General features: G+C 47.0%; 26 protein-coding genes and 1 riboswitch. Of the genes, 8 read left to right on the forward strand and 18 right to left on the reverse strand.

Annotation, left to right across the window (positions count from 1 at the left end):
• Nucleotides 1–3: 3 nt before the first annotated feature.
• Both ICN22_RS00905 and ICN22_RS00910 read right to left on the reverse strand, forming a co-directional pair.
• On the reverse strand, nt 4–912 hold the full coding sequence (locus ICN22_RS00905; protein ID WP_216168457.1) for a complex I NDUFA9 subunit family protein: 909 nt from the start codon (nt 910–912) through the stop codon (nt 4–6).
• 23 nt (nt 913–935) lie between these two features.
• Nucleotides 936–2,852: a lytic transglycosylase domain-containing protein gene (locus tag ICN22_RS00910; RefSeq protein ID WP_216168801.1), complete on the reverse strand. Its 1,917-nt coding sequence runs from the start codon at nt 2,850–2,852 to the stop codon at nt 936–938.
• Nucleotides 2,853–2,949: 97 nt separating this feature from the next.
• Here ICN22_RS00910 and ICN22_RS00915 point away from each other — a divergent pair, with 97 nt between their 5' ends.
• Nucleotides 2,950–3,573 carry a 5-formyltetrahydrofolate cyclo-ligase gene (locus ICN22_RS00915; RefSeq protein ID WP_255533775.1) on the forward strand — a complete coding sequence of 208 codons (624 nt, stop codon included), beginning with the start codon at nt 2,950–2,952 and terminating at the stop codon, nt 3,571–3,573.
• Here ICN22_RS00915 and metF read toward each other — a convergent pair.
• From metF to metK, 3 genes are all read right to left on the reverse strand, one after another.
• The gene (gene metF, locus ICN22_RS00920; RefSeq protein WP_216168459.1) at nt 3,563–4,393 is read right to left on the reverse strand and encodes a methylenetetrahydrofolate reductase [NAD(P)H]; all 831 of its coding nucleotides are present in this window, start codon (nt 4,391–4,393) and stop codon (nt 3,563–3,565) included. The genes ICN22_RS00915 and metF overlap by 11 nt on opposite strands.
• Nucleotides 4,394–4,440: 47 nt before the next feature.
• Nucleotides 4,441–5,886 carry an adenosylhomocysteinase gene (ahcY, locus tag ICN22_RS00925; protein WP_216168460.1) on the reverse strand — a complete coding sequence of 482 codons (1,446 nt, stop codon included), beginning with the start codon at nt 5,884–5,886 and terminating at the stop codon, nt 4,441–4,443.
• A gap of 61 nt (nt 5,887–5,947) precedes the next feature.
• Nucleotides 5,948–6,059: riboswitch (S-adenosyl-L-homocysteine riboswitch) on the reverse strand.
• Nucleotides 6,060–6,138: 79 nt separating this feature from the next.
• Entirely contained in the window at nt 6,139–7,305 is a 1,167-nt protein-coding gene (gene metK / locus ICN22_RS00930; protein WP_216168461.1) for a methionine adenosyltransferase, read from the reverse strand.
• A gap of 203 nt (nt 7,306–7,508) precedes the next feature.
• Here metK and ICN22_RS00935 point away from each other — a divergent pair, with 203 nt between their 5' ends.
• The 3 genes from ICN22_RS00935 to dapF are packed head-to-tail and all read left to right on the forward strand — an operon-like array spanning nt 7,509 to nt 10,207.
• Nucleotides 7,509–8,369, forward strand: coding sequence for a lysophospholipid acyltransferase family protein (locus tag ICN22_RS00935; protein WP_216168462.1), 861 nt, complete (start codon nt 7,509–7,511; stop codon nt 8,367–8,369).
• Between the two features lie 24 nt (nt 8,370–8,393).
• Nucleotides 8,394–9,293 (forward strand): LpxL/LpxP family acyltransferase, encoded by a 900-nt coding sequence (locus ICN22_RS00940; RefSeq protein WP_216168463.1) that lies wholly within the window; start codon nt 8,394–8,396, stop codon nt 9,291–9,293.
• Between the two features lie 59 nt (nt 9,294–9,352).
• Entirely contained in the window at nt 9,353–10,207 is an 855-nt protein-coding gene (gene dapF / locus ICN22_RS00945; protein ID WP_216168802.1) for a diaminopimelate epimerase, read from the forward strand.
• 21 nt (nt 10,208–10,228) lie between these two features.
• On the opposite strand, the gene pyrE is transcribed toward dapF, so the two are convergent.
• Complete coding sequence (gene pyrE, locus ICN22_RS00950) at nt 10,229–10,897, reverse strand: orotate phosphoribosyltransferase (RefSeq protein ID WP_216168464.1); 669 nt, start codon at nt 10,895–10,897, stop codon at nt 10,229–10,231.
• Nucleotides 10,898–10,905: 8 nt separating this feature from the next.
• On the opposite strand from pyrE, the gene ICN22_RS00955 reads away from it, so the two are divergent.
• Entirely contained in the window at nt 10,906–11,688 is a 783-nt protein-coding gene (locus ICN22_RS00955) for an exodeoxyribonuclease III (RefSeq protein WP_216168465.1), read from the forward strand.
• Here the strand turns inward: ICN22_RS00955 and ICN22_RS00960 are convergent.
• The 12 genes from ICN22_RS00960 to gatC all read right to left on the reverse strand — a co-directional run bounded on the left by ICN22_RS00960 (nt 11,681) and on the right by gatC (nt 23,010).
• A complete protein-coding gene (locus ICN22_RS00960) occupies nt 11,681–13,015 on the reverse strand; it encodes an AmpG family muropeptide MFS transporter (protein WP_369411551.1) in 1,335 nt (444 codons plus the stop codon). The two genes, ICN22_RS00955 and ICN22_RS00960, sit on opposite strands and share 8 nt — an antisense overlap.
• Nucleotides 13,008–13,589, reverse strand: a complete 582-nt coding sequence (gene metW, locus ICN22_RS00965; protein WP_216168467.1) for a methionine biosynthesis protein MetW — start codon at nt 13,587–13,589, stop codon at nt 13,008–13,010. Before metW ends, ICN22_RS00960 begins: the two co-directional genes overlap by 8 nt.
• A complete protein-coding gene (metX, locus tag ICN22_RS00970) occupies nt 13,586–14,725 on the reverse strand; it encodes a homoserine O-succinyltransferase MetX (RefSeq protein ID WP_216168468.1) in 1,140 nt (379 codons plus the stop codon). The genes metW and metX overlap by 4 nt, the downstream gene beginning before the upstream one ends.
• On the reverse strand, nt 14,722–15,378 hold the full coding sequence (slmA, locus tag ICN22_RS00975; protein ID WP_216168469.1) for a nucleoid occlusion factor SlmA: 657 nt from the start codon (nt 15,376–15,378) through the stop codon (nt 14,722–14,724). The genes metX and slmA overlap by 4 nt, the downstream gene beginning before the upstream one ends.
• Before the next feature lie 22 nt (nt 15,379–15,400).
• Nucleotides 15,401–16,303 carry an acetylglutamate kinase gene (gene argB / locus ICN22_RS00980; RefSeq protein WP_216168470.1) on the reverse strand — a complete coding sequence of 301 codons (903 nt, stop codon included), beginning with the start codon at nt 16,301–16,303 and terminating at the stop codon, nt 15,401–15,403.
• A 27-nt stretch (nt 16,304–16,330) separates the two neighbouring features.
• Nucleotides 16,331–16,708, reverse strand: a complete 378-nt coding sequence (dksA, locus tag ICN22_RS00985; RefSeq protein ID WP_046331310.1) for an RNA polymerase-binding protein DksA — start codon at nt 16,706–16,708, stop codon at nt 16,331–16,333.
• Nucleotides 16,709–16,932: 224 nt separating this feature from the next.
• Nucleotides 16,933–17,973, reverse strand: a complete 1,041-nt coding sequence (locus tag ICN22_RS00990; RefSeq protein WP_216168471.1) for a CobW family GTP-binding protein — start codon at nt 17,971–17,973, stop codon at nt 16,933–16,935.
• Between the two features lie 67 nt (nt 17,974–18,040).
• Complete coding sequence (locus tag ICN22_RS00995; RefSeq protein WP_216168472.1) at nt 18,041–19,042, reverse strand: tyrosine recombinase XerC; 1,002 nt, start codon at nt 19,040–19,042, stop codon at nt 18,041–18,043.
• Nucleotides 19,023–19,697 (reverse strand): DUF484 family protein, encoded by a 675-nt coding sequence (locus ICN22_RS01000; protein WP_216168473.1) that lies wholly within the window; start codon nt 19,695–19,697, stop codon nt 19,023–19,025. Before ICN22_RS01000 ends, ICN22_RS00995 begins: the two co-directional genes overlap by 20 nt.
• Before the next feature lie 36 nt (nt 19,698–19,733).
• Nucleotides 19,734–21,203, reverse strand: a complete 1,470-nt coding sequence (gatB, locus tag ICN22_RS01005; RefSeq protein WP_216168803.1) for an Asp-tRNA(Asn)/Glu-tRNA(Gln) amidotransferase subunit GatB — start codon at nt 21,201–21,203, stop codon at nt 19,734–19,736.
• Entirely contained in the window at nt 21,203–22,720 is a 1,518-nt protein-coding gene (gene gatA / locus ICN22_RS01010) for an Asp-tRNA(Asn)/Glu-tRNA(Gln) amidotransferase subunit GatA (protein WP_216168474.1), read from the reverse strand. The genes gatB and gatA overlap by 1 nt, the downstream gene beginning before the upstream one ends.
• Nucleotides 22,717–23,010, reverse strand: a complete 294-nt coding sequence (gene gatC, locus ICN22_RS01015; RefSeq protein WP_215305535.1) for an Asp-tRNA(Asn)/Glu-tRNA(Gln) amidotransferase subunit GatC — start codon at nt 23,008–23,010, stop codon at nt 22,717–22,719. Before gatC ends, gatA begins: the two co-directional genes overlap by 4 nt.
• A gap of 62 nt (nt 23,011–23,072) precedes the next feature.
• On the opposite strand from gatC, the gene ICN22_RS01020 reads away from it, so the two are divergent.
• The 3 genes from ICN22_RS01020 to mreD are packed head-to-tail and all read left to right on the forward strand — an operon-like array spanning nt 23,073 to nt 25,591.
• Nucleotides 23,073–24,116, forward strand: coding sequence for a rod shape-determining protein (locus ICN22_RS01020; RefSeq protein ID WP_046330974.1), 1,044 nt, complete (start codon nt 23,073–23,075; stop codon nt 24,114–24,116).
• 24 nt (nt 24,117–24,140) lie between these two features.
• Nucleotides 24,141–25,070, forward strand: coding sequence for a rod shape-determining protein MreC (mreC, locus tag ICN22_RS01025; RefSeq protein WP_216168475.1), 930 nt, complete (start codon nt 24,141–24,143; stop codon nt 25,068–25,070).
• Nucleotides 25,067–25,591 (forward strand): rod shape-determining protein MreD, encoded by a 525-nt coding sequence (gene mreD, locus ICN22_RS01030; RefSeq protein WP_216168476.1) that lies wholly within the window; start codon nt 25,067–25,069, stop codon nt 25,589–25,591. The genes mreC and mreD overlap by 4 nt, the downstream gene beginning before the upstream one ends.
• The last annotated feature ends 1 nt before the right edge of the window (nt 25,592 follow it).

Raw genomic sequence — 25,592 nt, forward strand, 5'->3', positions numbered from 1 at the left:
GACTTATTTCATGCCTTCTAGTGTGCGACGACTGATGCCAAACACTTTACTCAAGGCATCCACTCCATTTGGCGGCAGAATATTGGGTAATTGCATTGAGGCAATATTGTCACGAGACATTAAAGTCGGAACCGGTAAAAACTCAAAGGCCAAAGCTTGAAGGTAACCCACAAAATCCGGTACGGGAATGATCGCGCATTTTGTATCGACTTTGCGCGCAGCAAATTCCACAATCTCTTTCATAGTGTAGACCGTAGGCCCTACCAAATCATAAGACTCACGAATCGTCGATGGCATTTTCAGAGACTTGGTAAACGCACTGGCCACATCATCCACACTTACTGGCTGGAACTTGGCACCTGAGTTTGCTAAAGGCATCGCCAGAAATAATTTTGTTAACTTAGCAAACAAATTAATAAATTGATCTTGTGCACCAAAAATGACTGAAGGTCTAAAAATAGTCCAGTCGAGATTGCTAGCTTTTACTGCGGCCTCGCCATCACCTTTACTGCGCTGATACATCGATGGGCCATGAGAATCCGCGCCCAATGCACTCATATGCAAGTAACGCTTGAGACCATTCATCTGCATAGCGGTAATAATGCTTTTTGGGAGATCAACATGTGCCGCTTGGAATACTTTTCCATAAGGCTCTGCTGGCTTGTCATGCAATACACCCACCAAATTAATGACGGCACCGCTAGGCTGGATTCGTGAGCAAAGCTCTTGCAGAGAATCGAACTCATGTACATCAGCATCTTCCAAATGTATCTTTGGCAACATGCGTAATTCACGTGCGGATGCTAAGTGCCTAGTGGGCAGCAATACAGAGTAGCCCTCTGCTTGTAATTGGGCAGCTAAGACTCTGCCTACAAAACCGTTACCACCAATTAGCAGAATGTCATATTTCATAAAAATCCCATCTCGTTAAATTACTAAGGCAACTCAGAGGCGTTTGCTACTTTAGGAGTGATCACCCCTAAGCGCTGCTTTAATGATTGTGTCTGACCATACATCACCGATGAATAGTACGTTGAATTGGCTAAAACGTTTTTTACGTAAGTGCGTGTTTCGTTGAACGGAATCGTTTCCGCAAAAATGGCACCCTCTGTTGGGCTGGTGAGTTTTTCTCGCCAAGTTTTCGAGCGTGAAGGGCCGGCGTTATAGGCCGCTGAGGCTAACACCCATGAACCATCCAGATCTACTAAAACCATATTTAAGTAATTGCTACCTAAAGTTAAATTCGTATTGGTATCAGTCAATTTATCAATAGTGTATGAAGTCATCCCAATTTTTTTAGCTACATACTTTGCTGTATTCGGCATCACCTGCATCAAGCCTGAAGCACCCACCGAGGAAGAGGCATTCATAATGAATCGTGACTCTTGACGAATCAACCCATAAGTCCAGGCCAAGTTCAAGTCGATTTGTTTTGCAATCGGCGACAGCTCGTCACGATAGGGTGTTGGATAGCGCAAACTGAAATCATGCTCTTGCTTTGTGCGGTCTGCAGTGTTGACAACGCGGTCATATAGACCGATACGCTTGGCGTACTCAGCAGATGCTAACAACTGCTTATCAGTCATATTACGCAACTCCCAGTTCCACTCCCGATTGCCTTCAAAACGCAAATTCATAGCATAGAAACGCTCGCCCCTGATAAAGCCTTTACGTTGAGACATCGCTTCGATTTCTGCATCACCAACCTTAGTACGTGCAGGCACATGATTTGATTTACCAAGATCTTCACGTGCAAGCTGCCCATAAAAATTATATTGATCGGCAACGAGCTCAAGGTTTTCGCGTGCCTTATCATTTTGTCCATCTGCCTTTAATGCACGCGCATACCAGTAGGTCCAAGCAGGATCTTTACTTCTTACCGCAGGATTCATGCCTTCAATCGCATTTTTTACCAGCGTCCAATCCTTAGCGCGCAAGCCTGCACGCACTTTCCACTCTTGGCCTTCAGTAGAGAGTAGTTCGTTAAAACCTAGCTCCTGTTGAAGACGATAGGCATCATCTGCATTGGAGTCTAATTTCTTTGCGAGGAACTGGCCAATGACACCCCAAACTACAGCTTGATTCTCTTTGCTATAGCGTGATGGGTTTTGTGAAAAATCTTTAAACGCTTTTGCAGGATCTGCTTTGGCAGCCTTCACAATCTCGGCAATAGGATCTTCGCCACCTAAGCGACGCGACATCGTATCAAAGCCCATCTCGCTAGCAGCGCGGCCGATTGCCTTTGCTTCGCTCAGCGTCATACCTCCGGCGCTAACCAAGGTGGGCACTAATTCTTGGCACGCTTGGCCAAAATAGCGTGGGTCTAATAATATTGCGCGTGCATCAATCGCTAATTTAGTTGGGTTCTCACCTTGGACTAATTTCGACTGTAATGAATAGCATTTCACCTGGGTGTCATCATCTAAAGCAAACTTGGGATATTCAGCATCAAAACGCGACCAATCTTTTCGCTTGCCTAATACGAGCAGCCAGTCATTACGCATCCGATCGGCCAGAGCGGTACCTTGATACTGATTTAGAAAAGCCATTACTTGAGAGTCAGCATTGCTATCTGCTCGGGCAACGCCCGCACTGTCAAATAACTGGGGCTTAATACGGAAATAAGCTACATAGTCGTCATAGGGGTAATTGGAAAGGCTAGCAGCTAATGTTTGTGCGCGAGCTACATCATTTCTTTTGGCGGCCTCACGTAACTCAATAAAAGTGCGATCACCCTCAGTGATCTCAAAGGCTGCAATCCTACTTTCTTTAGTCTGGGTAGTTTTCTTGGCCTTCTCTGCAGAAATACTGGGCGTAGAAACTGTCAGGGCCAGAAATAGCATTCCGCCCATGATTTTTTTCCAACCACCAAAAAGATCAAAACTCTTTTTCACCGTCATACCCTATCGATTTACTATATCTCTTAATTTTCGCCTGATAATGGTCGATATGCACGGCAATTCTCCAAAATCGCTTCGGCAGGACTTGCTAGCCCAAAGAAAACAGTTTGCGGCTAGCGCAAGCTATCCCATCACTAAAGAAGCCATTTTGGCTGGCCTAGCGAGTTTTCTGGCTGACCATGACACCCAAGTTCAATCCATTGCCTTGTATTGCCCCATACAAGATGAGCTTGATATACGACCTACATTATTAGCTTGGGCTCAGAGTAAGTCAGGTAAAACGCTGGCGCTCCCATTTGCGCGTGCTGATAAACATTTGGATTTTTATATCTGGCAAGAGGGTGACCTACTTATTCCAAGTCGCCACGGCGTTCCCGAGCCAGACCCCAATAACCCCCGCAGACCTCAAATTACTCCAGACTGTATTTTGATTCCCTGCGTTGGTTGGTCACAATCCAAGGTAGGCGATAAAACCCATCATTGGCGACTGGGCTATGGGGGGGGCTATTTTGACCGCACTTTAGCGCAATTGCGTACAGCCAAGCCTAAGCTACTCTGTATAGGAATTGGCTTTGATTGGCAAAGGTTAGATGATGCGCAGTGGCAAGCTCAAGCACATGATGAGCCTTTAGATGCCATGCTGACTGAGTCAGGTTTAGTGATTACCTATTGAGACTTAAATTATCTGCAATCGCTAAAACGGCATCAGCCTGATTCAGCGAATAGAAGTGCAGTCCAGGTGCACCCGCTACTAAAAGCTGGTCGCAAAGATCAGTAACCACTTCTTCACCAAACGCGCGAATCGAGGCAGTGTCATCACCATAAGACTGCAAGCGCAAACGAATCCAACGTGGGATTTCTGCTCCGCAGGCATCAGAAAAACGTAGCAACTGAGTACTATTGGTGATCGGCATGATTCCAGCAATAACGGGCTGAGTAACACCTAATTCATATGCCTCATCCACAAAACGAAAATAGGCATCGCTGTTATAAAAATATTGCGTGACTGCGGAGTTTGCTCCAGCTTTCATTTTCTGCACAAAGAAGTCAACATCAGTTGCTGGTGATTTGGCCTGAGGATGGCATTCTGGATAGGCAGCGACATCAATGTGAAACCAGTCACCAGTTTCGGCACGAATAAATTCAACCAATTCATTAGCATGATGGAACTCACCATACTGACCCATGCCAGATGGTAAGTCACCACGTAAAGCTACGATACGCTTGATACCTAAAGCCTGATATTGCTTCAACATCTCACGCACGCTCTCACGTGAGCTTCCAACACAAGATAAGTGGGGAGCAACCGCTGCACCCGCAGCGTGAATGTCGCTCACCACTTTTAATGTGCCAGATTGAGTAGAGCCACCAGCGCCAAAGGTCACAGAATAAAAAGCGGGCTTAAGCATTTCACTAAAACGCTCACGCACGAGATGCAACTTGTTCTCACCTTCAGGTGTTTTTGGAGGAAAGAATTCAACACTTAATTCCATGATCTTGGGCCTGTATCTCTATTGAACAATGTCTAGCAAGGAGCAGATTAATAACGGTAGTGATCGGTCTTATAAGGACCTTCCTTCGTTACACCAATGTAGGAAGCTTGCTGATCTGACAATACAGTTAACTGAGCATTTAGAGTCTTAAGTTGTAAACGAGCCACCTTCTCATCCAAATGCTTAGGCAAGGTGTAAACACCAACTGGGTATTTATCTGTACCAAAGGCATTCCACAGTTCAATCTGCGCAATTACCTGGTTCGCAAATGAAGAGCTCATCACATAAGATGGATGGCCTGTACCGCAACCGAGGTTAACCAAACGACCTTTAGCCAAGATGATGATGCGCTTCTCAGGATTGCCATTGCTTGCTGGGAAAATCACGTGATCTACTTGAGGCTTGATTTCTTCCCACTTGTATTTCTCGATACCAGCAACATCAATCTCGTTATCGAAGTGACCAATATTACAAACGATGGCTTGATTCTTCATCTTGACCATATGGTCATGTGTAATCACATGGTAGTTACCAGTTGCTGAAACAAAAATGTCTGCCTTATCTGCAGCGTAATCCATGGTGACTACGCGATAACCTTCCATCGCAGCTTGCAATGCGCAAATTGGGTCCACTTCAGTCACCCAAACTTGAGCAGACAAAGCGCGTAAGGCTTGTGCCGAACCCTTACCTACATCACCATAACCACACACAACGGCAACCTTACCAGCAACCATGACATCGGTAGCACGCTTGATCGCATCGACTAAAGACTCGCGGCAACCATAGAGGTTATCGAACTTGCTCTTGGTAACGGAGTCATTGACGTTAATAGCTGGGAACTTTAATTCCCCTTTAGCAAACATCTGATAAAGGCGATGTACACCCGTAGTAGTTTCTTCTGTAACACCCTTAACTTTTTCTAAACAAGTGGAATACCAAGTTGGATCTTGCACCAATTTCTTTTTAATGGCCGCAAACAAAATGGTTTCTTCTTCGCTCGTTGGGTTATTCAAGCAAGCTTGATCTTTTTCAGCGCGTGCGCCGAGGTGCAATAGTAAAGTCGCATCGCCACCGTCATCCAAAATCATATTAGTGAAACCACCATCAGCCCACTCAAAAATACGGTGGGTGTAATCCCAGTACTGCTCAAGCGTTTCACCCTTGATCGCAAACACCGGTGTGCCATTCGCAGCAATTGCTGCAGCAGCGTGGTCTTGGGTAGAAAAAATATTGCAAGATGCCCATTGCACTTCAGCACCAAGAGCTTCTAAAGTCTCAATCAATACTGCAGTTTGAATAGTCATGTGCAATGAGCCAGTGATGCGTGCACCACGTAATGGCTGCTGAGCTGCGAACTCATCGCGAATTGCAATCAGGCCTGGCATTTCAGTTTCAGCAATGGCGATTTCTTTACGGCCAAAGTCAGCCAAAGAAATATCGGCAATAGCGCAACGGGTTGCAACAAAGTTGTTTAAATCGGAAACGGTACTCATGAATGCTCCAGCTAAATACGATCCAATGCTGGAGTAGAAACTCGCTAGCCATTGAATCATGGGTTAGCGAGCGCAGTTGCAATTAGCAAACTCTGGGGTTATCTAGGAGTTCACTCCCTTCAAGCCTGGGGAAACACTGGTTCTCAGTATTCCTTGCAACGCTCCTTGAAGGTATGGCGAAATTGTAATCAATTTCGCCATATTTCGCCTCAATACAACAACATACTGCCAATTTACTACCTAGAAAGCAGATTACAAGCCAGCAGCTGCACGTAATACAGGCGCCTTATCGCACTGTTCCCAAGTAAATTCTGGTTCCTCACGACCAAAGTGGCCATATGCAGCAGTCTTGCGATAAATCGGGCGCAAGAGGTTCAACATCTTGACGATGCCTTTTGGACGCAAATCAAAATGCTCCGATACCAATTGCGCAATCTTCTCGTCAGAGATCTTGCCGGTACCAAAAGTGCTCACCATCACTGAAGTTGGCTTCGCTACACCAATAGCGTAAGAGATTTGAATCAAGCACTTGCTTGCCAAACCTGCAGCAACCACATTCTTAGCCACATAACGGCCAGCGTAAGCAGCAGAACGGTCTACCTTAGAAGGATCCTTACCTGAGAACGCGCCGCCGCCGTGAGGAGCCGCGCCGCCGTATGTGTCGACAATAATCTTGCGACCTGTCAGACCACAATCGCCTTGCGGGCCACCAATCACAAATCGACCTGTTGGATTTACCAAGAAGTTAATTGCACCTTTGATCAAATGCTTTGGCAATACCGGTTTGATAATTTCTTCGATCACTGCTTCACGCAATTTCTCAAGAGAAATTTCTTCATCATGCTGCGTGGAAAGAACTACGGTATCGATTGAGTCAGGCTTACCATCCACGTAACGCAAGGTCACTTGAGACTTGGCATCTGGACGCAGCCAGTTCAAACGGCCATCACGGCGCAATTGAGATTGACGCTCAACCAAGCGGTGTGACAAATGAATTGGCAAGGGCATGAGCTCTGTAGTTTCATCACAGGCATAACCGAACATCAAGCCTTGGTCGCCAGCGCCTTGATCTAAGCCGTCGTCATGCGCCTTATCAACGCCTTGAGCAATATCTGGGCTTTGCTTGTCATAGGCAACTAAAACCGCGCAACCTTTGTAGTCAATACCGTAGTCAGTGTTGTCATAACCAATCTCACGCAAAGTGTTGCGAGCTACTTGGATATAGTCTACGTTAGCGTTCGTTGTGATCTCGCCAGCCAACACTACGAGGCCGGTGTTACACAGGGTTTCCGCAGCTACACGCGCAGTTGGATCCTGAGCCAGGATCGAATCCAAGATGGCATCAGAAATTTGGTCTGCTACTTTATCGGGATGACCTTCAGAAACTGATTCTGAGGTGAAGAAGTAATCATTTGCCATTGCATATTCCTTTAAAAATTAACACGATCTATAGGACAACTCGACGTGCCAGGAATTTCAACGGCGACGCTTTAGCAGAATTTATGAATCGCCCTGCAAGTTGCCTTAACTCAGCGATGTATGAATTCTATCCGAAAAATGCCTTATTCATCAAGCATCAGTGGAAATTTGGCCCTATCGCCCGCATTGAATATCATTAGAGGGTGCGCAAACTCCTTCTCAAGCTAACCCTCGCTGCAATTGCAGTGTTGCCCTTATTCCTAGTTCAGGTCATTGGGGCTGCCTTAGGGATATTGGCCTATGTAGGATCCAAGCAATATCGATCACTTTTTCACCCTCAATATGAGGCGGTTATTAAAAGCCATCATCTCCCACTTCAAATCTGGAATGCGGCGGCGGCCTCCGGGCAGCTCTTCTCAGACAGCCTGTGGATTTGGCGCAACCCCAAAAAAGCACTTTCCCTGGTTGAAATACAAGACTGGGATCTAGTCGAGGCAGCCATCAATGAAGGTCATGGCCTAGTCATGCTCACGCCGCACCTTGGCGGCTTTGAAATCATTCCCCGAGTATTGGCTCAGCACTTCCCTGCCACCATCCTCTATCGCCCCTCCCGCCAAGAATGGCTCAACGAAGTGGTTGAAGAGGGTCGCGCCTACCCCAATATGCATTTCGTACCAACCAACCTGAACGGCGTTCGTCAAATGACGCGCGCCCTCACGCGAGGCGAGGCCATTGGCATTCTTCCAGATCAAGTGCCAAGTGGCGGTGAAGGCGTTTGGGTACCCTTCTTTGGGCGCTTAGCTTATACAACCCCGCTGCCAGCACGCTTAGCGAATCGTAACAACACACCTGTTGTGATGTTTACCGCCAAACGTAAAGGACTGGGTAAAGGCTGGCTCATGCAAGCCAAGAGACTGGGGCCGCTTTCTGAGGATTCCACGCTAGCGGCTGCCGAACTAAACATTGCCATTGAGAATGCAATCCTAGTTGCGCCCAATCAATTCATCTGGGCCTATAACCGCTACAAACATCCAAGTGGAGCAGAATTACCACCAAGCAATTAGTTAATAAATTTATAATTAATTCTCATGACCTGGTTACAAAATGTTTTCAATTTTCTAGCGCTAAACCTGTTGCGCCTGTTTGCATTTTTACCTTATGGCCTCACCATTCAGACCGGCTACAGTCTCGGCTGGTTAGCAGCACACATACCCAATGAGCGTGCCAAGGTTGTTAAAACGAATTTACGCTTGTGCTTTCCCAATCTGAGCGAAGATGAAATTGATGCACTTGCACTAGAGCATTGGAAATTATTTGGGCGCAGCGTAATCGAGAGGAGTCGCATTTGGCTCGGTAGTGGCAAACAAATCACTGATATCGTCACCATTAACTCTGCGATTACTCTGGGTGATCGTAAGCCACGCCTCCTAATCAACCCTCACTTTGTTGGGCTTGAAGGTGGTTTCATGGCCCTCTCCGTTTTAGCCAGTGAGCATGACTGGCCGCGCGGTGCAGGGCTCTACCAAAATATGAAGAACCCCTTCTTCAATCAAAAAATGATTGAATGGAGAAATCGTTTCGGGGGGAAATCCATTGAGAGACAAAGTCGCTTACGTGATTTAATTCGAGAGATTCAAACGGGCAACTTTATTTTTATTGCGCCCGATATTGATCTCGGTCCACGCGACTCTGTTTTCGTGCCCTTCTTTGGCATTCAGACAAATACGATCACCTCAGTCTCGCGTTTAGCCAGGCTCAGCGGTGCAGAAGTCTGCCTGATGACCACCACTTTGAATCCCGATCGCAAAGCCTATATCTGCAATATCAGCGCCCCACTTCCCAGCTTCCCAACAGAGGATGTGGAAGCAGATACCGCACGCCTAAACAAATACATCGAAGACCTTGTTCGAGAAAGGCCGGCAGAGTACTATTGGGTACATAAACGCTTTAAGCATCGGCCGCCTGGTGAGCCAAGTCTTTACAACTAATTGGATTTCTTTTGAGCACGAATTTAAATATATCCGCACGCACATTACGCTTCACCAAAATGCATGGTGCCGGTAATGATTTCATTGTGCTCAATGGGATTGATCAAGATCTTAGCGACATTACACGCGAGCAGTGGCAAAAACTAGCCCATCGCCAATTTGGTATTGGCGCCGATCAAATTCTGCTGGCTGAAAAAGCCACGCGCCCTGATGCTGATTTTCGTTATCGTATTTTTAATTCGGATGGTGGTGAGGTTGAGCAATGTGGCAATGGCTCACGTTGCTTTGTTCGGTTTGTGCTCGACCAAGGTCTATCCACGAAAAATCCCTTGCGCGTTGAAGTAGCGCATACCGTACTCACACTCAGATCTCATGATGATGGTCAGGTAGAAGTGGATATGGGCGCGCCGATTTTTGAGCATAGCCAAATTCCTTTCAACGCTAGCGGCTTAGCAAGTAAGCAAGAGTTTCATGAAATGCTCTACGCGCTACCTATTAAAACCCCTGCTGCACACGACAGCTGGATCAGCGTAGTCTCGATGGGCAATCCTCATGCAGTCCAAGTGGTAGGTGATGTCGATAGTGCACCCGTTCTTGAAGAAGGTCCATCAATCGAAAAGGATGCGGCATTTCCGAAAAGAGTCAATGCAGGCTATATGCAAATTCTGAATCGTAAAGAAATCAAGTTGCGTGTATTTGAGCGTGGCGCTGGCGAGACTCTTGCTTGCGGCACCGGCGCCTGCGCCGCAGTAGTCTCGGGCATTCGTCGTGGCTCACTGGATTCACCAGTCACAGTGCATACCCGTGGTGGTGACTTACAAATTACCTGGGGTGGCATGATCAATGAAGTGGCTCAGCCTGTCATCATGACTGGCCCAGCGATTACCGTGTTCGAGGGTGAAACAACAATCTAAAGAGCGGAGCTGATCTTGAGATTAAATGCCGTATTTCTCGCGATAAGCTTTCACAGCTGGTAGGTAACTTGTTAGCTCGGTATTACTGGAGCTTGTCAGGAAAGCCATCAAGTCTGCCAAGTTCGCAATTGCAACGACTGGTAAGCCAAATTCTTGCTCCACCGCTTGGACTGCTGACTGATCTCCAATGTCAGTGGCAGTTCCTGACTTTTCCATACGATCCAAGGCAATTAATACTGCTGCCGGCTCTGCACCCGCATCCCGAATCAGTTTGACAGACTCTCGCACAGACGTCCCCGCAGAAATCACATCATCAATGATGACTACCTTACCTTTGACTGGGGCGCCCACCAAAGAGCCGCCCTCACCATGGTCCTTTGCTTCTTTACGGTTGTAGGCATAAGGCACATTACGACCAGTATCAGCCAATGCAATTGCTGTTGCAGCAGCTAAAGTAATTCCCTTATAAGCAGGGCCATACAGCATGTCGTATTGGAGACCAGATTCTTGCAAGGCTTTGGCGTAATAGCGGCCTAGCGCACTTAAACGGGCGCCATCATTAAATCCACCGGCATTGAAGAAATAAGGAGAAAGTCGTCCCGCTTTAGTTTTAAACTCCCCAAACGACAAAACATTTGCCTCTAGGGCAAATTGAATAAAGTTATCTTGATTAGAATTTTTTGAGCTCATAGGCCTATATGTTACGCATCATTTCTGCCAACCTCAACGGTATCCGCTCAGCGGTCAAAAAAGGCTTCTTGCCTTGGGTTGTAAAGCAAAAAGCGGACTTTGTCTGCATGCAAGAGCTCAAGGCTCAGCAGGATGATCTGGATGATGCCATCCTCAATCCAGACGGCCTGCATGGCTTCTTTCATCATGCCGAAAAAAAGGGCTACAGCGGTTGTGGCATCTATACCCCACATCAGCCTGACAAGGTGCTCTACGGCTATGGCAACGCCGAGTTTGATGCTGAAGGTCGCTATGTCGAAGCTCGATTCAAAAAGCTTTCGGTGATCTCGGTATACATGCCCTCAGGCTCGAGCTCGCCAGAAAGACAGGAGGCTAAGTATCGGTACCTGGATTCTTTCTTGCCACACCTAGTTGAGCTCAAAAAGTCAGGACGCGAGATTGTGCTGTGTGGCGATGTGAATATTGCCCATAATGAGATTGACCTCAAGAACTGGAAAGGCAATCTCAAGAACTCGGGGTTTTTGCCTGAAGAGCGCGCTTGGCTAACAAACCTGTTTAGCAAAGTTGGTTATGTAGACGTCTACAGAAAGCTAGAGCCTGAGGCTACTGATACCTGCTACACCTGGTGGAGCAATCGTGGTCAAGCGTATGCAAAGAACGTAGGTTGGCGTATCGACTATCACATCACCACCCCAGAGATTGCAGCAAGAGCTAAACATACTGCCGTGTATAAAGATGAGCGTTTCTCAGATCATGCGCCACTGACAGTAGATTACGACTGGTCTATTTAGAAACCTGTGAGTCGTGCTTTTTAAATTCCACTACTTTGAAGTGAATAGTGAGCCAAATCAGAATTAATACTGGCGCACCAATAATCGCAGTGCTAATAAAAAAACTTGAGTAACCAAAGCTATCAACAAAAACGCCAGAGAAACCAGCCAACCACTTTGGCAATAACAGCATCATCGAACTAAACAGGGCGTACTGTGTTGCGGAGTACTGAACATTCGTTAGCGCCGACAGGAATGCAATAAACGCAGCCGTTGCGATACCAGAACTCAAGTTATCGGCAGAGATTACCCAGATCAAGCCATGTAAGTCATGGCCCTGCGTGGCAAGCCAAGCAAACAATAAATTACTGACGGCCGATAAAATCGCACCCAAAAACAAAATCCGCATCACGCCGAAACGCAAAGTGAGTACGCCTCCAACGCAGGCGCCGACCAATGTCATCACAACACCAAAGACCTTGCTCACTGCTGCCACCTCATCTTTGGTATAGCCCATATCAACATAAAACGGGTTGGCCATAATACCCATTACCACATCACTAATCCGATAGATGGCAATTAAAGACAAAATTAAAATAGCGTGCCAACCGTAACGCTTAATAAAGTCTGCAAATGGCTCAATCAAAGTTTGATGTAGCCATGCTTTTGCATTGCGTGCTTTTGCAAGCTCAATACGAACGGGCTCTTTACTAAACAAGGTAGTGACCACACCTACACCGATAGAGAGTGCCATGCAAAGATAAGCAAATTGCCAGGCAGCTGGATCATAAGCAGCCATACCAGATTCTGCGCGGGCAGCCAACCAGAGAACACCAGCACCAGACCAAATTAACGCAAGTCGATACCCTGTTTGATAAGTAGCTGCTAAGGCGGCCTGATGGTCACTATCGGCTGACTCAATTCGGAAAGCATCTAAAGCAATATCTTGAGTGGCAGAACCAAAGGCAACCAAAAGTGCACACCACACAATCGGCGTCAGTTGAACCTTAGGATCAATGCTGGCCATACCCACCAGTCCAAGAACAATCAACAATTGTGCAAAAAGTAGCCAGCTACGCCTTCTACCAAATAATTTTGCAAGCAAGGGGATAGGCAATCGATCCACTAAAGGCGCCCACATCCACTTAAAGGCATAGATTAAGCCAACCCAAGTCAGGTAACCAATCGTGCTGCGATCAATGCCAGCCTCTCTTAGCCAAAAGCTCAGCGTTCCTAAAATCAGTAATAGCGGCAGGCCTGCAGAGAATCCCAAGAAGAGCATTCGAAGGCAGGGCCATTCGAGATAGACCCGAAAATCTTTTAGCCAGGACTGAGGGCTACTAAGCACGTCGAACGCGGAACAGCGCTAGGCTTCCAAAAAGATTAGGCATCAAGGTAACTTGCCGCCCCTCATGCAGAATGCATTGATCCAAAATCTGTAAGCCTAAACTCGAGGCTAATTTTTCGAAATCAGCAACAGTAAGAACACGCACATTGGGTGTGTTGTACCACTGGTAAGGCAGGCTTTTAGAAACTGGCATGCGGCCAAAGCCAACAGCTACGCGGTGTGACCAATGGCCGAAGTTTGGAAAAGAAACAACCGACTCCTTACCAACCCGAACCACTTCACGCAAGATCTTTTCAGTTTCGTGAATAGTTTGTAGCGTTTGTGAGAGCACAACCGTATCAAAACTATTGTTCTCAAAGAGTGCCAAGCCCCCTTCAAGATTTTGCTGAATAACGTTCAAACCTTTTTGCACACAAGAAAGTACGCGCGCATCGTCAATCTCAACCCCGTAAGCGTGCACGGGTTTTTGTTTTTGCAAATACTCTAAGAAGCTGCCATCACCACAGCCAAGGTCAAGCACCTCGCTATTAGGCGCAATCCAATTCGCTATTGCGGCAAAGTCTGCGCGCTTCATGCCTTCACCTCGAGCATTTGTTCAAAATAAGCACGAATCAGATTGTGATAGCGCGGGTCATCCAATAAGAAAGCATCGTGTCCATGTGGCGCATCAATCTCTGCATAACTGACCTCACTCTTATTGCTGAGCAAGGATTCCACAATCTCGCGACTGCGATTGGGTGGGAAGCGCCAATCTGTAGAGAAGCTCACTACCAAGAACTTGGCTTGCACTTCCGCTAGAGCACGATTCAAACTGCCTTCATAACGACGAGAAGGATCAAAATAATCTAGCGCTCTAGTGATCAGCAAATAGGTATTGGCATCAAAGTAAGTAGAGAACTTGTCACCTTGATGACGCAAATAGCTTTCAACCTCAAACTCCACATCAAAGCTAAAGCGATAGTCTTGAGATTCGCCACTAGGCCTTTGTAGCTCGCGCCCAAATTTTTCCGCCATGTCATCATCAGATAAATAGGTAATATGTCCGACCATGCGAGCCAACTTGAGGCCACGCTTTGGCACTACGCCATGCTCATAGTAATTACCACCATGAAAATCTGGGTCAGACAAAATCGCATTACGAGCTACCTCATTAAATGCAATATTCTGTGCACTGAGTTTTGGTGTTGATGCAATAACTAGGCAATGTGCAAGGCGTTTTGGAAACTGAATTGACCAAGCCAATGCCTGCATGCCACCTAAACTTCCTCCCATTACCGCCGCAAAACGGCGAATGCCCAACTTATCGGCTAAGCGCGCCTGGGTGTTTACCCAATCTTCCACCGTAATCACCGGGAAATCAGCGCCATAAGGCTTGCTACTGGCAGGATTAATACTCATGGGTCCAGTGGACCCAAAGCAAGAGCCTAAATTATTAACACCAATCACAAAAAAGTGATTTGTATCTACTGGCTTGCCTGGCCCAATCATGTTGTCCCACCAGCCGATATCTTTCGCATCATCCGGATTGGGTCCAGCCACATGGTGCGATGCATTTAATGCGTGACAAACTAATACAGCATTACTTTTATCGGCATTGAGCTTGCCGTAAGTTTCAATTATTAAATCGTAGCCAGATAAGATGGCGCCACTTTGCAAAGGCAAGGGCTCGGCAAAATGGATAGTATTTCTAGAGAGGTGTAACTCGCTCATTCGGACAGAAGAATGCGAAGGCTAATATCAGATGCTTCGGTTGGAAGCTTCTTAAAGCCGCTGCGAGCAAAACGGTGCCAGCGACCCAAAACATAACTCATCAACATTGTTGCGCGAATACTAACTTCATCTTGAGGCACATTTGCCCAAGGGCCATCCTGAGTTAGAGCGATACGCAGCGCCTGCTTTAAAGATGCCTCAACACGATCCAGCACTTGTGTAATACGCTCTTGTAAGCGATCGTCTTCTTGCAATAGGGCATCGCCCAAGAGTACGCGAGTCATACCAGGATTCTTTTCTGCAAAGAATAAAAGCATCTGCAAGATGCCACGAGCCTGGGCAAGCCCAGATTCTTCTTTTTGATTGATCTGATTAATCAGACCAAAAACTGTTTGCTCAATAAATGCAATCAAGCCCTCAAACATCTGAGCCTTACTAGCGAAATGTCGATAAAGCGCTGCTTCAGAAACTTGAATTTTTGCAGCCAATGCCGCGGTCGTTACACGCTCACCTTTGGGATTTTGTAACATCTCTGCCAACACTTGCAAAATCTGGAGGCGGCGCTCCCCCGGGCGTGGGCGCTTGCGTGTCTTGCCCTCCTCGGCAGCCGTCACTTCGATCTCTGATGCAGCGGGGTCAAAAGAATCACGCATATTTATATCTCTTGTTCAGCTATTAGCGGGAACGAATCATCGTGCCGAATGCTTGCTCTGTCAGAATCTCTAACAATAAGGAGTGCTCAATTCGTCCATCAATAATGTGCACTGAATTTACACCACTCTTTGCCGCGTCTAATGCAGAAGAAATCTTTGGCAACATACCACCAGAAATAGTACCGTCAGCAAATAAGCCATCAATTTCACGGGCAGTCAGGTCGGTCAAAAGATTACCGCTTTTATCCATCACACCAGGAATGTTAGTCATCATGACTAATTTCTCTGCATGCAAAATTTCCGCCATCTTGCCAGCTACTAAGTCAGCATTAATATTGTAGGCCTGACCTTCTTCACTAAATCCAATGGGAGAGATCACCGGAATAAAGGCATCATCCTGCAATGCTTTTACAACTGCAGGATTAATCGCCTCAATCTCACCAACAAAACCTAAATCAATAGTTTCGCCAGGCTTCTTTTCGTCGGCAACCAGCATCTTTTTTGCACGAATCAAGCCACCGTCTTTGCCAGTTAAACCAACTGCTTGACCGCCAAAGTGATTAATCAGCATCACAATGTCTTGCTGCACTTCGCCGCCGAGAACCCACTCAACCACTTCCATGGTCTCTTCATCGGTCACGCGCATACCTTGAATAAAGGTACCGGTCTTACCAATCTTCTTGAGAGCCTCATCAATTTGTGGGCCGCCGCCATGAACCACCACCGGGTTCATGCCAACCAGCTTCAGCAAAATGACATCGCGTGCAAAGCTTTCTTTCAGGCGCTCTTCGACCATCGCATTTCCACCGTACTTAATCACAATAGTCTTACCGTGATAAGTCCGAATGTAGGGCAAGGCCTCAGCCAAAATCTCCGCCTTTAGTAAAGGAGAGATGTCACTAATAGATGGGGATTGCGTTGTCATTGCTGCTTTTGTATTCGGTCTAGTAAATTAATCGCCAAACAACTTTTGACGCAGCTCACGGCGCTCTTGCGCCTCTAGAGAGAGATTGGCTGTTGGGCGCGCAATAAGACGGTTCAGGCCGATCGGCTCACCGGTCTCCTCACACCAACCGTAATCACCAGATTCAATTCGGGCTAAAGCCTGCTCAACTTTTTTCAATAGCTTGCGCTCACGATCACGTGTGCGCAACTCAAGAGCATGCTCTTCTTCAATCGTTGCACGATCAGCTGGATCAGGAACCAAAATGTTTTCACGTAAATGCTCTGTTGTCTCCGAAGCATTCTTCAGAATGTCACCCTTTAGGGTCAACAACTTCTGACGGAAAAAATCTAACTGGCCGGCATTCATATAGTCCTTTTCGGACATCTTGAGTAACTCAGCTTCTGTTAGAGGCGCACCTTTGGCAACTTTTGCGCTTGCCGCTTTACTTGGGGCTTTTGCTGCAGCCGAAGATTTCGTTGGTGTTTTTACCGTCATTTCATTCTTTCCATGGATCTAAATCATTATTACTTCATTCTGCCAAAGTTTTATTACCCTTTAGCCAATATTTATCAATATTGGCTGTGGCGGCGGATTGTACTGTAAATTTCCTAGACTAAACAGCCCTCAAGCCCAGCCAGCAGGGTATCTTTGGGCAAATCTATCCCGATAAAAACCATGCGGGTTTGCTTGGGTTCAGCACCCCATAAACCAGCCATATCACTACCCATCATCTGATGGACGCCCTGGAACACGACTTTTCGATTGCTACCCTTTACATAGAGGACGCCTTTGTAGCGCAACATCTTCTCCCCGAAGACCTCCAAAATACCCCCTAGGAAGTCCTCTAATTTTTTATGGTCAAAGGGTTTATCACTACGAAAAACGAAGGATTGGATGCGGTCTGTATGGCCCGCGTGATCATGGTGACCGTGACTATGGTCGTGATGGTCATGACTGTGGTCATGGCCACAAGCAGCGTGATCATGATCGTCTTGCCCTAGAAAATGAGGATCAATATCGAGCTTCGCGTTCAAGTTAAAACCCTTGAGATCCAAGACGGCATCCAAAGGAACGACTCCTTTAGAAATTCCCTGAATTGGGGCGCGGGGGTTCATATGCATTAGGCGATTGCGCAAGGCATCCACCTCGGCAGGCGTTACTAAATCCGTCTTAGTGATGAAGATTTGATCTGCAAAGCCCACTTGGCGCTGCGCCTCTTCATGTTCAGTTAGTTGTTGTGGGCCATGCTTGGCATCCACCAAAGTGACTACGGCATCCAGAACATAGTGGTCGGCTACGTCATCGTCCATAAAGAAAGTTTGAGCCACCGGCCCTGGATTAGCCACTCCAGTAGTTTCAATAACCACGCGCTCAAAGCTAATTTTCTTATCCCGACGTTGCTCCCAAAGCTCATTCAGGGCTTCAACCAGATCTCCACGAATTGTGCAGCAAATACAACCATTGCTCATTTGCACAATGTTCTCTTGATTGTCTTGAACCAAGATGTCGTTATCGATATTTTCTTCGCCAAACTCGTTTTCAATCACGGCAATTTTTTTGCCGTGTTGCTCAGTCAGAATATATTTGAGCAAAGTAGTTTTGCCGCTACCTAAAAAGCCTGTAAGAATTGTTACCGGAATTAACGCCATCTTTGATCCTATCAAAATCTATAAATGCATTCCCCAATCGGGAAACCTTTCTATCTTACCGAGTTCTTCAAGCTTTGCCAGCTTTCGCACGGGGATGCGCCTTGTCATATGCCTGTGCCAGATGCTGGAAGTCTAAAGAGGTGTAAATCTGGGTGCTGGCGATGCTGGCGTGACCCAACATCTCCTGCACCGCCCTCAAATCCTGAGAAGACTGCAATACATGGCTAGCAAAGCTATGGCGCATCATATGCGGATGCACGTGGGTGGGAAGGCCTGCCCGCATGGCTAAGGTACGTAAGCGCGCCTGAACAGTGCGGGGAGATAAACGTGCGCCCGTAGCGGAGATAAATAAAGCCATTGATACATCTGCCTGCTCAAGCAATTCTCGAGTAGCACGCCAGACTTTGAGGGATTGCATTGCTGGTCCACCAATCGGAACTGAGCGACGTTTACCACCCTTACCCAAAACCGTTACTTCTGCAGCATCCCAATCCAGCCAGCCAGCAGACTCATGCTGACGATCCTTGCTTTGCATCACATCAATACCTAAAAGCTCAGATAAACGCAGGCCAGAGGAATACAACAAATCAATGATCGCGGCATCACGCACAGTCTCTAGATCCTTTTTTTCTTCAGCCTCCTTGACTGCTTGATTGACTAAAGAGAGTGCCTGCTCGACTGAAAGGGCTTTTGGTAAAGACTTCGGGCGTTTGGGAGCCTTCACATCATCAACAGGATTGGCAACTAGATTTGCGGTAATCCTGCCTGCCTGCGCATCACGTCGTGCATCTTTTTCAGTCAGCCAGTCGTACCAGCCACGCCAAGCAGATAGCGCTCTTGCAATCGTGCGAGATGACTTCCCTTTCGAGTGCAAGCGACCAGCCCAGCGACGTACATGAGCATTGGTAACCTTTAACAACTCGACGGCATCATCTGTTGCTAATGTCTGTAACTCACCAAGATCCATGCGGTAAGCTTTAAGCGTATGTGGTGAGAGCTGCCTTAATACATGCAGCTCATGCAAGTACTCCTGCACTAAGGGGTGCAGATCAGCTGGTGCTTGGCTCATAAGCCTGGATACGATCCAAAGCTGCAGCAGTAAGTTCAGCAATCTGACGCAAATAGAACGCGCCCATATCAGCAGTAAAACGGAATTCGTCTTTGCTTGCTAATAAAAGTACTGCTGGCGATTGCGCTACGCCAATACTTTTACCTAATGGCAGACCAATAGCTACCATGCTTTGCCACTCAGAATCGATAGTCACTTGAGTTGCCAATAAATCTACGCTCGCTGCAGCTAGCTCTTTAGCAGAACCGCATAGCGGCGTATCAATCCATGGGCCAAATGCTGTATTGGGTGACAAGAGTTGTGCCGACTCGACTTCAAACACTTCTGCCAAACCTGCGGTCACTGCAGACTCCACATCCTTCTTGGTGTTAGCGCGCATTAAACGCAATAACCAAGCCACTAAGCTTTGCTGGGTTTTGTCATTGCGACTGCCAAAGTGCAGCATTTCACTTAGGCGACGATTGAGCTCTTGATTCTGTGTACGCAACAAGGTCATCTGGCGCTCTTGCAAGGAGATCGCACGATCCTCGTGGGGATGCTTTAAACGAATTTCATTTAAGAGATTGGCATAGCGCTCAAAAAAACCTGGGGTAGCGCGTAACCACTCTGCCACCAATTCTTCTTGTTCGGCCTGCTTAGGATCGATCGCGCTCATCTGTCTTTTTCTCGCTTATTTTTTAATTTAATTTTTTTAGCTCAGTTTTTTACGCAGAAGCTCATTCACTTGCCCTGGATTAGCCTTGCCCTGCGAGGCCTTCATAATCTGCCCTACCAAAGCATTAAATGCTTTTTCCTTGCCAGAGCGGAACTCTTCAACTGACCTCTCATTGGCCGCCAACACGGTATCGATCATGGCCTCAAGTTCACCACTATCGCTAATCTGCTTCAAACCTTTGCCATCAATCACTTGATCAACAGTACTCATTTTTTGGCCTGCGATAGCCTCTTCCCACAAAATTGCGAAGATATCTTTTGCAATCTTGTTAGAAATTGTGCCATCGGCTACGCGAGTTAATAGTGGCGCTAAATGTTCAGCTTTTAATGGTGCATCTGCAGTAACAATACCAGCGCGATTGAGTGATGAAGCAAACTCACCTGCAATCAGGTTCGCTGCAGCCTTTGCCAAAGACTTGCCAACAATCGCAAGTAGCTCTCCAAATACTTTGGCAGTGTCACGATCTTGCGTGAGTAATTGTGTATCGTAGGCGCTTAAGCCGAATTCACTTTGCCACTGCTCACGAAGCTGTGCCGGTAAAGCTGGCATCTTGCTGCGCACAGCAGCAATCCAGGCGTCATCAATCACTACTGGCAATAAATCTGGGTCCGGGAAATAGCGATAGTCATTTGCATCTTCTTTGCTTCGCATACTGCGAGTCTCTTGACGATCGGGATCGTAAAGGCGGGTTTCTTGAACAACTTTGCCACCATCCTCAATCAACTCAATTTGGCGACGTACCTCGTATTGAATTGCCTCTTCCAAAAAGCGGAAGGAATTTAAGTTCTTAATTTCGCAACGGGTACCAAATTCTTTCTGGCCTACAGGGCGAACGGATACATTGGCATCGCAACGGAAAGAGCCTTCTTGCATATTGCCGTCACATACCCCAAGCCAAACAACCAGGGTATGAAGTGCTTTTGCATAGGCAACTGCTTCCGCAGCGCTGCGCATTACTGGCTCAGTCACAATTTCCAGCAATGGGGTACCAGCGCGATTTAAGTCTATACCGCTGGACGCCTCGCCGTGCGGACCTAAGAAGCCTTCTTCGTGAACCGACTTTCCGGCATCTTCTTCCATGTGGGCGCGGGTGAGTTCCACTACCTTGACTTCATCGCCAACCAATATTTCCAGATGTCCACCAACGACTACAGGAAGATCCATCTGGCTTATCTGGTAACCCTTTGGCAAGTCAGGATAGAAATAATTTTTGCGAGCGAAAATACTTGCTGGCGAAATCTTGGCGTTGACTGCTAAACCAAAACGAATGGCATGCTCAACTGCTTGACGATTTAATACTGGCAATACTCCAGGCAAAGCTAAGTCAACTGCACAGGCTTGCGTATTGGGGCTTGCGCCAAAACGCGTACTCGCCCCGCTAAATATTTTAGATTGTGTTTGTAGCTGCGCATGGGTCTCTAGACCGATCACGATTTCCCATTGCATCATGCCACCTCGCTTGCTTGACGCAAATGCCAGTCACTATTTTGCTGATATTGGTGTGCCACTTGGAGTAAGTGCGCCTCAGAAAAATAGTTTCCTATTAACTGCATGCCAATTGGCAAATTACTTGAATTAAATCCGCAAGGAACACTCATCGCCGGTAACCCTGCTAAGTTAGTTGAGAGCGTGTAAATATCTTCTAAATACATCTGCACAGGATCTTTTGATTTTTCACCTAAGCGCCAGGCTACATCAGGGGCTACAGGCCCCAAGATCACATCGCATTTTTCAAATGCTGTCTGAAAGTCGGCTGCAATGATGCGGCGAATTTTTTGCGCCTGCAAATAATATGCATCGTAATAGCCATGACAAAGCACATAAGTTCCAACTAAGATTCGACGCTTTACTTCCGCACCAAAACCTTCGGTGCGCGATTTCTTATACATGTCAGATAAGTCGCGATATTCATTGGCACGGTGTCCATAGCGCACGCCATCAAAGCGACTCAAATTACTGGAGGCTTCGGCTGGAGCTAAAACGTAATAGACCGGAATGGATAACTTAGTTTTGGGCAGGCTAACCTCCAACAACTCCGCGCCTAAATCCTGCAAGTCTTTTGCAGCAGCATTGACTGCATTGGCTACTTCTGGAGCAAGGCCTTCTGCAAAGAATTCTTTTGGCAGGCCAACTCGTAATCCCTCCAGTGGTTTTGCAGTGTTTATACCGCCGTCTTTCCAAGACTGTGTGAGGTAGCGACCGTAGTCCTCTCCAGAATCTGCCAGTGAGGTGGAGTCGCGTGGATCATGGGAAGACATTGCTGTTAGCAATAAAGCACAGTCTTCTGCGGTCTTCCCCATAGGGCCAGCCTGATCCAAAGATGAGGCGTATGCAATCATTCCGTAGCGAGATACGCGCCCATAACTAGGCTTGATGCCGGTTAATCCGCAAAAAGCCGCTGGCTGACGAATGGAGCCACCAGTATCTGTACCTGTCGCAATTGGAGCTAACCCGGCTGCTACTGCCGCTGCAGATCCTCCAGATGAGCCTCCAGCAACATATTCTGAATTCCAAGGATTTAAAACTGGACCATAGGCTGAATTTTCATTAGAGGAGCCCATGGCGAACTCATCCATATTGGTCTTGCCAAGGCAAACCATGCCAGCTCCATATGGGTTCAGCTCATCCGGAATCCCGAGATTTGATACCACTGTCGCATCAAATGGGCTGTGGTAACCCTCGAGCATTTTGGAGGCTGCTGTCGACTTCCAGCCACGTGTTACGAAGACGTCCTTGTGGGCAACCGGTACGCCCGTTAACTTTCCAGCCTTACCAGAGGCAATAATTTTATCTGCTTTGGAAGCTTGATTTAAACTTAAGTGAGCACTTACATCAAGATATGCATTCCAATGTTTTCCGACCTCAATCCGGCTCAGAAAGTACTGCGTCAACTCAACGCTGGAGACCTCTTTAGCTGCCAATGCTTTAGACATCAATGCAACAGGAATTTGATGCCAGCTCATTCGATCACCCTTGGGACTAAAAAGTAGCCATCCCGCTCTGCGGGGGCAGATTGCATGTTTTCAGCGCGATGATCTACTTCGGTCACCGTGTCACTTCGCAAAGGTTGCGCTAAATCACGCAAAAAGAGGATGGGGTGGGCCAAAGGAGCGAGACCACTCGTATCAACAGCCTGCATCTCCTCAACTAAAGCAAATACGGCCTGTAATTGAGGCAATACCGCCTCGGCTTCTGCCTGACTTAAGTCAAGGCTGGAAAGGTGCGCAATGCGCTGGACATCATTCAGTTTCATGGGGCGCTAGGGTATCATTCATAAATATATTTTTTAACACTTACTTATTTTCCCACTACATCATGTTTGGTTTTTTTCGCAGCTACTTTTCTAATGACCTAGCCATCGACCTAGGCACCGCCAACACCTTAATTTACATGCGTGAACGGGGTATTGTGCTTGATGAACCCTCAGTTGTGGCAATTCGTACTGAAGGCGGCCCAAATGGCAAAAAAACCATTTTGGCAGTTGGAAAAGAAGCAAAAGCCATGCTGGGACGGGTTCCTGGAAATATTGAGGCTATTCGCCCAATGAAAGACGGTGTTATTGCCGACTTCACCATTACTGAGCAGATGCTCAAGCAATTTATCAAAATGGTACATGAGAGTAAGCTGCTCAAGCCAAGCCCGCGTATCATTATTTGCGTTCCTTGCGGCTCTACCCAAGTTGAGCGTCGCGCTATTCGCGAATCTGCACTAGGTGCAGGTGCCTCACAAGTATTTTTAATCGAAGAGCCCATGGCTGCTGCAATTGGCGCAGGTCTGCCAGTCTCTGAGGCGGCAGGTTCTATGGTCGTTGATATTGGCGGCGGCACAACTGAAGTTGGCGTGATGTCACTTGGCGGCATGGTTTACAAGGGTTCAGTTCGGGTAGGCGGCGATAAGTTTGATGAAGCCATCACAAACTACATTCGTCGTAACTACGGCATGTTGATTGGGGAACAAACCGCTGAGTTAATTAAAAAAACGATCGGCTCTGCCTTTCCTGGGGCTGAAGTACGCGAGATGGAAGTGAAAGGTCGTAACCTTTCCGAAGGTATTCCACGTAGCTTTACTGTTACCAGCAATGAGATTTTGGAAGCATTAACCGATCCATTGAATCAAATCGTTACTGCTGTAAAAGCCGCTCTCGAACAGATTCCTCCCGAGCTCGCATCAGATATTGCTGAGCGTGGCATGATGCTAACTGGTGGTGGCGCACTATTACGCGACCTTGATCGCCTATTACTAGAAGAAACTGGTCTTCCAATTCATGTTGCTGAAGATCCTCTCACTTGCGTCGCTCGTGGTTGCGGTATTGCATTAGAGCGCATGGACAAGCTGGGTGGCGTATTCTCACAAGAGTAATTGACTTAAGCGTCGATTAGGGAATTGCAACATAGCGCTCCACCTCTTTTCAGACAAGGCGTTCCGGCTTTAGTTAAACTAATTGTCTGTCTTTCGATCAGCATCGCATTGATGTTGATCGATTTTCGTTTTAAGGCACTAGACCCCATTCGCAATAACGTCAATTGGTTATTGCGTCCACTAGAGTATGTGATGATGATGCCGCGCAATGTCTTTGAGGCGACATCAGAATACTTCACTAGTCGCGGAACTCTAGAAATAGAAAATCAAAAAATGAAAATCCGGCAAGCGGAGCTCTCTTTGCTTGCCAATCAATCTGAGTTTCTGCTGATAGAGAACCAAAATCTACGGCAGCTGATGGATTTGCAAAAGCAGGTTCAATTCGAAACATTACCAGTCGAAATTCTATTTAATCCACCTAATCCAATTTCTCAGCGCATTGTGATTAATCGTGGCAGTAAGGACGGTCTCAAGCTGGGCAATCCCATTGCAAGTGATTCGGGCATCTTGGGTCAAGTAATACGCGTCTACGATCACTCTGCAGAAGTGTCTCTATTAGAGGATCGTGACTTTGCGGTGCCCGTACAAATTGCACGTAATGGCTTAAGAGCGGCCGTTTTTGGGGTAGGGCGTGGCAACCCTCTTGAACTGCGCTACCTTCCGGTGGCCAGCGACTTAGAAGTAGGCGATGTGTTGATTACCTCAGGCATTGATGGCGTTTACCCCCCTGGCTTTGCAGTAGCTGTGATTAGTCGCATTGAACGAAATGCCGATAAAAATTCTTCTAACGTCTTTTGTGTGCCAGTTGCACCGGCAAACCGCTACCGACAGGCTCTAGCATTACTTTACGATCCGCAATGGGATGCCAAAGCATCTACTGCAAACAGCAAGCCTGATGCACCGCTGACCAATACTCTAGGGCGTCGCCAAACTCGCGCGCGAGGCATGCAATGATCGACTTTCAAAGCGGCTATATTCTTCGTCCAGTAAATGCGGTTTTTATTTATTTCAGCTTGTTTTGCGCACTACTACTAAATCTTTTACCCATTGGAAATTACGGCTGGGTGCCAGACTGGCTAATTATTTGCATCATATTTTGGAATATCCACCAGCATCGCTACGTTGGCGTAATAATTGCATTTATTCTTGGCTTGTTGATGGATGTTCATAACTCTGACTTGTTAGGCCTTAACGCTTTTAGCTACTCATTGGTGGCTTATTTAGCCATCTCTTGGCACCGACGAATCGTTGCATTAAGTGCCGTCACCCAAGCAATGCATTTGCTGCCTATCTTCCTGCTGGTTTCATTATTCCCGGTACTCGCCCATTGGTTCTTAAGTGGTGAAGTCTATTGGGGGGCGCTCACCGGTGCCATTCAAGCGCTGATTGAGGGAATGCTGTGGCCCTTAGCAACACGCATCTTGCTATCGCCTCAACGTCGCCCTATTGATGTTGATCATAATCGTCCGCTTTAAA

This window comes from Polynucleobacter bastaniensis, from assembly GCF_018882205.1.
Lineage (GTDB): Bacteria > Pseudomonadota > Gammaproteobacteria > Burkholderiales > Burkholderiaceae > Polynucleobacter > Polynucleobacter bastaniensis.

Bases quoted from the DNA above. Each gene is read 5' to 3' on its own strand.
- ICN22_RS00910 (WP_216168801.1), bottom strand. From the start codon at position 2,852: ATGGGCGGAATGCTATTTCTGGCCCTGACAGTTTCTACGCCCAGTATT.
- dksA (WP_046331310.1), bottom strand. From the start codon at position 16,708: ATGTCCGAAAAGGACTATATGAATGCCGGCCAGTTAGATTTTTTCCGT.
- gatA (WP_216168474.1), bottom strand. From the start codon at position 22,720: ATGAGCTGGCATCAAATTCCTGTTGCATTGATGTCTAAAGCATTGGCA.
- pyrE (WP_216168464.1), bottom strand. From the start codon at position 10,897: ATGAGCTCAAAAAATTCTAATCAAGATAACTTTATTCAATTTGCCCTA.
- ICN22_RS00940 (WP_216168463.1), top strand. From the start codon at position 8,394: ATGACCTGGTTACAAAATGTTTTCAATTTTCTAGCGCTAAACCTGTTG.
- ICN22_RS00905 (WP_216168457.1), bottom strand. From the start codon at position 912: ATGAAATATGACATTCTGCTAATTGGTGGTAACGGTTTTGTAGGCAGA.
- ICN22_RS01000 (WP_216168473.1), bottom strand. From the start codon at position 19,697: ATGAGCGCGATCGATCCTAAGCAGGCCGAACAAGAAGAATTGGTGGCA.
- slmA (WP_216168469.1), bottom strand. From the start codon at position 15,378: ATGCGTGATTCTTTTGACCCCGCTGCATCAGAGATCGAAGTGACGGCT.
- gatC (WP_215305535.1), bottom strand. From the start codon at position 23,010: ATGAAACTGAATGATGTCCAGCGCATTGCGCACCTTTCCAGCCTTGAC.
- metX (WP_216168468.1), bottom strand. From the start codon at position 14,725: ATGAGCGAGTTACACCTCTCTAGAAATACTATCCATTTTGCCGAGCCC.
- metF (WP_216168459.1), bottom strand. From the start codon at position 4,393: ATGGAATTAAGTGTTGAATTCTTTCCTCCAAAAACACCTGAAGGTGAG.
- ICN22_RS00995 (WP_216168472.1), bottom strand. From the start codon at position 19,042: ATGAGCCAAGCACCAGCTGATCTGCACCCCTTAGTGCAGGAGTACTTG.
- ICN22_RS00955 (WP_216168465.1), top strand. From the start codon at position 10,906: ATGTTACGCATCATTTCTGCCAACCTCAACGGTATCCGCTCAGCGGTC.
- argB (WP_216168470.1), bottom strand. From the start codon at position 16,303: ATGACAACGCAATCCCCATCTATTAGTGACATCTCTCCTTTACTAAAG.
- gatB (WP_216168803.1), bottom strand. From the start codon at position 21,203: ATGCAATGGGAAATCGTGATCGGTCTAGAGACCCATGCGCAGCTACAA.
- ICN22_RS01020 (WP_046330974.1), top strand. From the start codon at position 23,073: ATGTTTGGTTTTTTTCGCAGCTACTTTTCTAATGACCTAGCCATCGAC.
- dapF (WP_216168802.1), top strand. From the start codon at position 9,353: ATGCATGGTGCCGGTAATGATTTCATTGTGCTCAATGGGATTGATCAA.
- metW (WP_216168467.1), bottom strand. From the start codon at position 13,589: ATGAAGCGCGCAGACTTTGCCGCAATAGCGAATTGGATTGCGCCTAAT.
- metK (WP_216168461.1), bottom strand. From the start codon at position 7,305: ATGGCAAATGATTACTTCTTCACCTCAGAATCAGTTTCTGAAGGTCAT.
- ahcY (WP_216168460.1), bottom strand. From the start codon at position 5,886: ATGAGTACCGTTTCCGATTTAAACAACTTTGTTGCAACCCGTTGCGCT.
- mreD (WP_216168476.1), top strand. From the start codon at position 25,067: ATGATCGACTTTCAAAGCGGCTATATTCTTCGTCCAGTAAATGCGGTT.
- ICN22_RS00915 (WP_255533775.1), top strand. From the start codon at position 2,950: ATGCACGGCAATTCTCCAAAATCGCTTCGGCAGGACTTGCTAGCCCAA.
- ICN22_RS00990 (WP_216168471.1), bottom strand. From the start codon at position 17,973: ATGGCGTTAATTCCGGTAACAATTCTTACAGGCTTTTTAGGTAGCGGC.